The following is a 7,692-nucleotide window of genomic DNA, read 5'->3' as shown; positions in this document are numbered from 1 at the left end:
TATGCTAACAATTAGTAACTACAAAGAAAGCTTTGATAACCATGTTATAGGCATTTGTGGTGACTTAAAATACGGCAGAACAGTTCACTCTTTAATAAAAATTTTAAATCTTTTTGAGGGAAATAAATACATATTAATTTCTCCAGAAGAGCTAAAACTTCCACAATATGTAAAAGAAGAAGTATTTGATGAAAATTCAGAGTATGAAGAAGTTAGAAGCCTTGATGAGGTAATAGATAAGATTGATATCCTCTATATGACAAGGATTCAGAGAGAAAGATTTTATTCTGATGCCCAATATACTAGATTAAAGGATTCATATATCTTAGATAAGGAAAAAATGAACAGAGCTAGAAAAGATATGATTGTAATGCATCCACTACCAAGAGTTAATGAGATAGCGACAGACGTTGATGATGACCCAAGATCTGTTTATTTTAAGCAAGCTAAGTTTGGAATGTATGTTAGGATGGCACTAATTATTAAATTATTGGAGGCAAACAATGATTGAGATCACTAGTATTAAAGACGGAATAGTAATAGACCATATTAGAGCAGGACTTGGTATGCAAATATACAATCTTTTGGACTTAAAAGATTTAAAAAATGAAGTTGCAATAATTTTGAACGCTTCTTCTACAAGGTTTGGAAAAAAAGATATCCTAAAAATTGCAAATAACATCGAGATAAATCTTGATGCTGTTTCAATCATAGACCCAACTGCAACTGTAAATATTATAGAAAATGAAAAAGTAGTTAAAAAACTTCAATTAGAACTACCAGAAAAGGCTGTTGATATCCTAACTTGTCAGAATCCAAAATGTGTATCTACAAGTGAAAGAGATGTTCAAAGTGAGTTTATCCTAATAAACAAGGAAGAAAAAACATATAAGTGTGCCTTCTGTGGTCACATTTATGATGTGGAAGAATAAGGATGAAGCAAATTTTCACAAATTTTTACGGATTTGATGACGTAAAAATTTCTAAAAATGACTTATATGTTGAAAATGGAATAATAGTTGAAAAATTCTTGAAAGAAGAAGCAGACGAGATTATTGATTGTAATAATCTCGCTCTACTTCCATCTTTTACAGACCTTCACGTTCATTTTAGAGATCCAGGTTTTACCTACAAGGAAGACTTGGAGACTGGTTCTAAGGCTGCCCTCAAAGGTGGTTATACTAATGTACTCTTGATGGGAAACACTAAGCCAACTGTGTCAAGCCCAGAAGTTTATGAAGATATCATGAAAAGGGGAAGAGACCTCGATTTAATTGGTATTGACCAGGTTTATACCATTACCAAAAATTTTGATGGCAAAACCTTAGATCATCTTGCTACTATTCCTGATTCTGTCAAATTCATATCAGATGATGGACATGGTGTTAATGATGAAGCTGTGATGTATATGGCTATGAGAAAGGCAAAAGAGCTTGGTATAAATATGACTCTCCATGAAGAAGTAGCAAAAGTTTCTGCAATTGATTATGAAGTGGCAGAAGACGCTATGACAATCAGAGATTGTTATTATGCCTATAAATTAGATATGCCTGTACACTTTTCCCACGTTTCAACCAAGGGCGCAATGACTGCTATTAAGTATTTTAAAGATCTAGGTGCAAAGATTACTTGTGAAGTTACACCACATCATTTATATTTTTCAGATAAATCTAGGGAAGAAATGAAGGTGAATCCGCCAATTAGAAGGGAAGAAGATAGACAGTTTTTACTCAAAATGATTAAGGAAGGTTATGTTGATGCGATATCAACTGACCATGCCCCACACTCAGCCAAGGAAAAAAGTCAGGGTGCACCAGGTTTTATAGGAATAGAAACAGCTTTTTCTACTTGCTATGAAGTCTTGGTTAAATCGGGACTTATATCTTTAAATGAATTAGTAAGAATAATGTCAACTAAGCCATCAGACTTACTAAATATCAAAAAAGGTAAATTTGAACCAGGCTACCTTGCTGATTTTACACTTGTTGATCTAGATAAATCATATGTATATAGGGAAGAAGACATTTTATCTAAGTCTAAAAATTCTCTTATGATAGGCAGAACTCTTTATGGTTCTATAGAAAGAGTTTATAGAAAAGGAGTATTAAAATATGAAAATAATAGATAAATTATATGAAAGGGTCGCAAAATTGGGCTTTGTTTGTGTAGGTCTTGATACATCTATGGACTATATTCCTGACTCTATGAAAGAAGGAAAGGAAATCCACGAAGCTCTTTTTGCTTATAACAAGGAAATAATTGACGCAACCAAGGATGTTTGCTCCATTTATAAACTACAAATAGCTTATTACGAATCTTATGGACTTGAAGGTATGCTTGCCTACAAAAACACTTTAGATTATTTAAGAAGTCTAGATTTACTAACCATAGGGGATGTTAAAAGAAGCGATATAGCTGCTTCTGCCACTATGTATGCTAAAGCTCATTTTGAAGGTGACTTTGAAGTTGATTTTATTACCCTAAATCCATACATGGGTATGGATTCTATTTCCCCATATCTTCCTTATTTAGAATCAGGGGAGAAAGGAATTTTCGTTCTATTAAGAACTTCAAATCCAGGGGCTAATGATTTTGAGGTTTTGAAAACCAACGGCGAAGAACTTTTCTACACAATTGGCGATAAGCTAAGGGAATTAAACGAAAATTATATTGGAGAATCAGGTTTTGGACCTGTTGGCTTGGTTGTAGGAGCAACTCATAGTGAAGAAGTAGAAAAAATTAGAAAAAGATATGATAAGATGTTTTTCCTAATACCTGGTTTTGGTGCCCAAGCTGCTGATAGTAAGAATGTTTATAACTTAATGGAAAACTTGAACGCAGGTGTCGTAAATTCTTCTAGAGCTATCCTTAAAAATTGGATGAATTATGAAGATGGGGCAGCAAATATCGGTAAGTATGCTAGAGAGAAAACAATAGAAACTTATAAGGAAATAGCTAAGAATGCAAGCCTATAGACCATGTAAAGTTTTAGAAAATGTTGAAATTGCACCAGGAATTATAAAAATATCTGTAGATATAAATTTATCAGCTAAACCAGGCCAATTTTTTATGCTAAGGGCAGATTCTTTTAGACAAGACCCAATACTTGCTAGGCCTTTTGGTGTTTGTGATCAAAGGGAAGATAGGCTAATATTTTTAGTTCAAGTTGTAGGCAAGGGAACAAGTTTAATTGCGGAGCTTAAAAAGGGAGACGGGGTTTCAATCCTAGGCCCTCTTGGCAATGGTTTTGTGAAAACTAATGATAAAAAGGTTGCTATTGTCTCTGGAGGAATCGGAATTGCTCCATTATTAGAACTTGCCAAAAATCTAGACATTAAGGCAGATTTTTATGGTGGATTTGCAGCAGACCCTTACTTTGTAGATGAATTTAAACCTTATGTAAATAAGATTGTAACAAGCTCTGAAAGGGATGAAGGAATCTTCATTCTTGATAAGCTAAATACTGATGATTATGACCTTATCTACGCTTGCGGACCAAACCCAATGCTTAAAGCTCTCTGTGAGAAAAATAACAAGGCTAAAATTCAAGTATCTATGGAAGCCCATATGGGTTGTGGGATTGGTGCTTGCCTTGGCTGTACTGTAGAGGACAAGAATGGTGACTTTGTCAGAGTTTGCAAAGATGGCCCAGTTTTTGATGCAGAAAGGATTTTTTAATGAGTTTAAAAGTTAATATAGCAGGCGTTGATTTTAAAAATCCGATAATAGCTGCAAGTGGCACCTTTGGTTTCGGGGAAGAGTACAAAGACTACATAGACCTCAATAGGCTTGGAGGAATTTCTTCTAAGGGCCTTACTTTAAATAAAAATCCCGGCAATACTGGCATAAGAATCTACGAAACCCCAGCAGGAATTATGAATTCGATTGGTCTTCAAAATCCTGGAGTTGACCACTTCATTGAAAACGAATTGGTTTTTATGAGAAAGTATGACACAGTTGTCATAGCAAATCTTGGCGGTCATTCTTATGATGATTATAGGATTGGTGCTGCTAAGCTTAATAAGGCTGATGTGGATATGATTGAGCTTAATATTTCATGTCCTAATCTCAAAGAAGGTGGGATGGCTTTTGGTACAGATCCAGAAAAAGCTAGGGAAGTTATTAGTCTTGTAAGAAAGGAAACTAAGCATCCTTTGATTGTAAAACTTTCACCAAATGTAACTCACATTGGAGAATTTGCAAAAATTTCAGAAGAATGTGGAGCAGATGCCGTATCCCTTGTAAATACTTTTAATGCCATGGCTATTGATATAAAAAAAAGAAAATTTATTTTTAACAATAAAACTGCGGGACTTTCTGGGCCTGCTATTAAGCCTATAGCTTTAAGAATGACTTATGAAGTGGCTCATGCTGTTGATATACCAGTTATCGCTATGGGTGGAATTATGAATGTTGAAGATTGTCTTGAATTTATGATGGCTGGAGCATCTGCCGTTCAAGTTGGAACAGCAAATTTTTCAAAGCCAGAAACCATGATTGAAATAATTGATAATCTTGAAAAATATTGTGCTGATAATAATATAAGCAAGATAAGTGATATAGTTGGAATATTATAGGAGAAATTATGGAAAAAACAATTGAATTATTAAAAAAATCTCATGCCCTACTTGAAGGCCACTTTATTTTATCAAGTGGTAAACACTCTGATAAGTATGTGCAATGTGCAAAACTTATACAGAATCCAAAATACTGTGAAGAGGTTGCAAAAATCATTGCTGAAAAAATAAAAGCTGCAGGTATAAAATTTGATCTTTGCGTCGGTCCTGCTATGGGTGGAATTATTATTGCCTATGAAGTTGCTAGAGCTCTTGGTGTTGATGCAATATTTACAGAAAGAGAAAACAACGAAATGACACTTAGACGTGGCTTTGAGATTAAAGAAGGACAGCAAGTTATAATTGTAGAAGATGTAGTTACAACTGGCAAATCGTCTTTTGAAACAGTTGATGTTATAAGAGAACATGGTGGTGAAGTTGTAGCGCTTACATCTATTGTAAATAGATCACACCTAGATGAAATTAATGGACTTCCTTTAATTTCAGCTGTTAAAATAGAGGTAAACGCCTGGGATCCAGATGATTTACCAGACCACTTAAAGGATATTCCAGCAGTCAAGCCTGGATCAAGAAAAATGAAAGCTTGATAAATACAGCATTAAGCATATAATTTTATTAATATATATTTTATATATAAGGGAGACTTATGGTATATAAAAAGAAATTTATTAGTAATTTTATTTTCTTAATGCTTTTAATTTTGCCTTTTTTTGGACAAGTTAATAGGACTTGTGCAAGTGAAGTCAAAGTCAATAGGAGAGAAAATTTGCTTTTAGGATTAAAGCAAATCTCTGAAGAGGCGATGAATTTAAAAGATATGAGAGATGTAAGATTTGAAAAATTAAAAAAAGATTTAGATAATTTTATTGATAAGGGTTCTAGTAAGCTTTCTGAAAAAAGTGATTTCTATCCTTTAAATCCAACTCAGTTCTCTAAGGAGGAATTAGGTTGGGGGCTTGTTGGGACAAACCTTCTTGGTCTTGAGAAAGACTTTAAGGATGCAAGTGAACAAGAAGGAGTAAATCCAATCTTACTTATGGCCATGGCCAAGCATGAGACAGGAAATGGTACCAGTGAGCTATTTTTGGAAAAGAAAAATTTATTTGGTTTTAACGCCGTTGACCAAGATCCTTATAATTTAGCAACAGATTTCGATAGTGAAAGAGCATCTATTTTCACTGTCGCCAAACATTTGAAGAATGAATATTTAAATGAAAAAGGCAAGTTTTATAATGGGATTTCTACTGAAGGTATAGGAACTCTTTATGCAACTGACCCTGATTGGTCTAAAAAAGTTGATTGGATGATGATAGAAGTAACAAGAGCCATGATAAAAGGCTATGAAGAGTATGATTAAAGCTAGAGAAAGGTTTAATAAATGAATACAAGAGACTATTTGAATGGCATATCTGCCGATGGATATGAATTTTTCGGTGCACATAGAAGAAATAATAAGAATTATATATTTAGGGTTCTTGCTCCAGATGCGAAGAATGTCTATTTAGCTGGAGATTTTAATAATTGGGAAAAAGCTGCACTTAGAAAGTATTCTACTGGTGTTTTTTCAATTACTATAGATGAGGTAAAAGATGGTGATAAGTACCAGTATTTTATTGAAGATAAGAATGGCAACTTTTATAAAAAATTAGATCCATTCTCTAGAAAAATATCTCTTGATGAAGAAGTATCAGTGATTGAAAATTCCTCCTATAAATTTAAATATAAAAAAGTATCTAACAAGCCCAAAAATATTTATCAAATTCATCTAGGTTCTATGTTTAGAGGAGAAGATGACAAGAAAAAAGTCTATGAAGACTTAATTAGTCATATAAAAGAAAACAACTTTACCCATGTTCAAGTAATGCCTATAAGTGAATACAAAAATTATAAACAGATGGGATATTCATCTAATGGGCTTTTTGCTTTTTCGGAAAGATATGGAGGTATTGATGATTTTAAGTATTACGTTGACTTACTCCATAAGGAAAAAATAGGAGTAATAGTTGAGCTAGATATAGCAGAATTTGACCCTGATTTCTTATATTTAGACAAATTTGATGGAACAAACCTATATAATTATGACTATGACAATATAAAATTCAATTACTTTGGAGCTAAAAATTTTGATCCAGAAAAAAATTTAGTTAAATCTTATTTGCTATCCCTAGTAAATTATTATATAAAAGAGTTGAGAGTAGACTGTATATATTTTCCATCAGCTGAGAATATGATTTATTGGCAGGGAGATAGAAATAGGGGAATCAATGAGTCTTGGCTTATATTAATTAGAGAAATCAACGCTTTGATTAAGGCGAACAAGTCTTATTCAATTGCTGGTATTAATGGTGTTTATGATGACTTGGGTCTAGGCTATGATTTAATATTTGATAGTGAATTTAGAAAAATAGTTGAAGTTTTCCAAAGAACACCAATGGAAAGAGCTTATTATCAAGCATATATTAGAAACTTAATTCAAAACGGTTCATCTTCTAAGATATTTGGTTTTTCATATGTTGATAGTTTCTTAAACGAAGCCAATCTTGCTATGAAGATGTATTCAGAAGATAGGAAAATTAGCCAACTAAAAACCTTATTTACCTTTTTGATGACTCTGAAATCATCAAAGCTTGTTTTTATGGGAGATGAGCTTGCTAATATGAGGACATTTTCAATTTACGATGAGTTTAACTTGGATGAAATTAAAAATAAGAATTTTAATGATTATTTTAAAGATATGACACAAATATACTTATCAACTAAGGCTTTAAATGAAGATGAATCTGAAATTAAGATTTTTGATGTGGATGGATATAGTATATATGCCTATGAAAGAATTTATAAAAAGGAAAGATATTTAGTAATAGTGAACTTTACTGATATAGGTTATGAAATACCAAGTCCTTATAATCTTAATGAAATTATTAACACTAATGATTTAAAATATGAGGGTAGTGGAAACATTAACGGTAGGGTTAATAAGGGCGAAGAAATAGGTATCGAAGCTTTTGGATCTGCTATATTTAAAATTGAAAAGTAAAATCAAAAATAACAAGGAAGTAATTGACCTGAACCCGTAAACACGGAATAATTTAATAATATTTTAAGCGGAATGTAA

General features: G+C 32.7%; 8 protein-coding genes and 1 pseudogene. All 9 read left to right on the top strand.

Features of this window, described 5'->3' with window-relative positions; translation table 11 throughout:
- Positions 1 to 511, top strand: a pseudogene (locus tag RQ893_RS07000) (aspartate carbamoyltransferase); the annotation flags it as partial.
- Complete coding sequence (locus RQ893_RS06995) at positions 504 to 932, top strand: aspartate carbamoyltransferase regulatory subunit (RefSeq protein WP_311482335.1); 429 nt, start codon at positions 504 to 506, stop codon at positions 930 to 932. The pseudogene RQ893_RS07000 and the gene RQ893_RS06995, both read left to right, overlap by 8 nt.
- A 2-nt stretch (positions 933 to 934) precedes the next feature.
- Positions 935 to 2,128, top strand: a complete 1,194-nt coding sequence (locus RQ893_RS06990; protein WP_311482334.1) for a dihydroorotase — start codon at positions 935 to 937, stop codon at positions 2,126 to 2,128.
- Positions 2,112 to 2,975, top strand: a complete 864-nt coding sequence (gene pyrF, locus RQ893_RS06985; RefSeq protein ID WP_311482333.1) for an orotidine-5'-phosphate decarboxylase — start codon at positions 2,112 to 2,114, stop codon at positions 2,973 to 2,975. Before RQ893_RS06990 ends, pyrF begins: the two co-directional genes overlap by 17 nt.
- On the top strand, positions 2,962 to 3,678 hold the full coding sequence (locus RQ893_RS06980) for a dihydroorotate dehydrogenase electron transfer subunit (protein ID WP_311482332.1): 717 nt from the start codon (positions 2,962 to 2,964) through the stop codon (positions 3,676 to 3,678). Before pyrF ends, RQ893_RS06980 begins: the two co-directional genes overlap by 14 nt.
- Positions 3,678 to 4,577 carry a dihydroorotate dehydrogenase gene (locus RQ893_RS06975; protein ID WP_311482331.1) on the top strand — a complete coding sequence of 300 codons (900 nt, stop codon included), beginning with the start codon at positions 3,678 to 3,680 and terminating at the stop codon, positions 4,575 to 4,577. Before RQ893_RS06980 ends, RQ893_RS06975 begins: the two co-directional genes overlap by 1 nt.
- Positions 4,578 to 4,585: 8 nt before the next feature.
- Positions 4,586 to 5,164, top strand: a complete 579-nt coding sequence (pyrE, locus tag RQ893_RS06970; protein WP_311482330.1) for an orotate phosphoribosyltransferase — start codon at positions 4,586 to 4,588, stop codon at positions 5,162 to 5,164.
- 179 nt (positions 5,165 to 5,343) lie between these two features.
- On the top strand, positions 5,344 to 5,934 hold the full coding sequence (locus RQ893_RS06965; RefSeq protein WP_311482329.1) for a glucosaminidase domain-containing protein: 591 nt from the start codon (positions 5,344 to 5,346) through the stop codon (positions 5,932 to 5,934).
- Positions 5,935 to 5,955: 21 nt separating this feature from the next.
- On the top strand, positions 5,956 to 7,614 hold the full coding sequence (locus tag RQ893_RS06960; RefSeq protein ID WP_311482328.1) for a glycogen-branching protein: 1,659 nt from the start codon (positions 5,956 to 5,958) through the stop codon (positions 7,612 to 7,614).
- Positions 7,615 to 7,692: the final 78 nt, after the last annotated feature.

Source organism: uncultured Anaerococcus sp. (genome assembly GCF_963510915.1).
Lineage (GTDB): Bacteria > Bacillota > Clostridia > Tissierellales > Peptoniphilaceae > Anaerococcus.
This window is presented reverse-complemented; position numbering and strand designations above follow the sequence as displayed.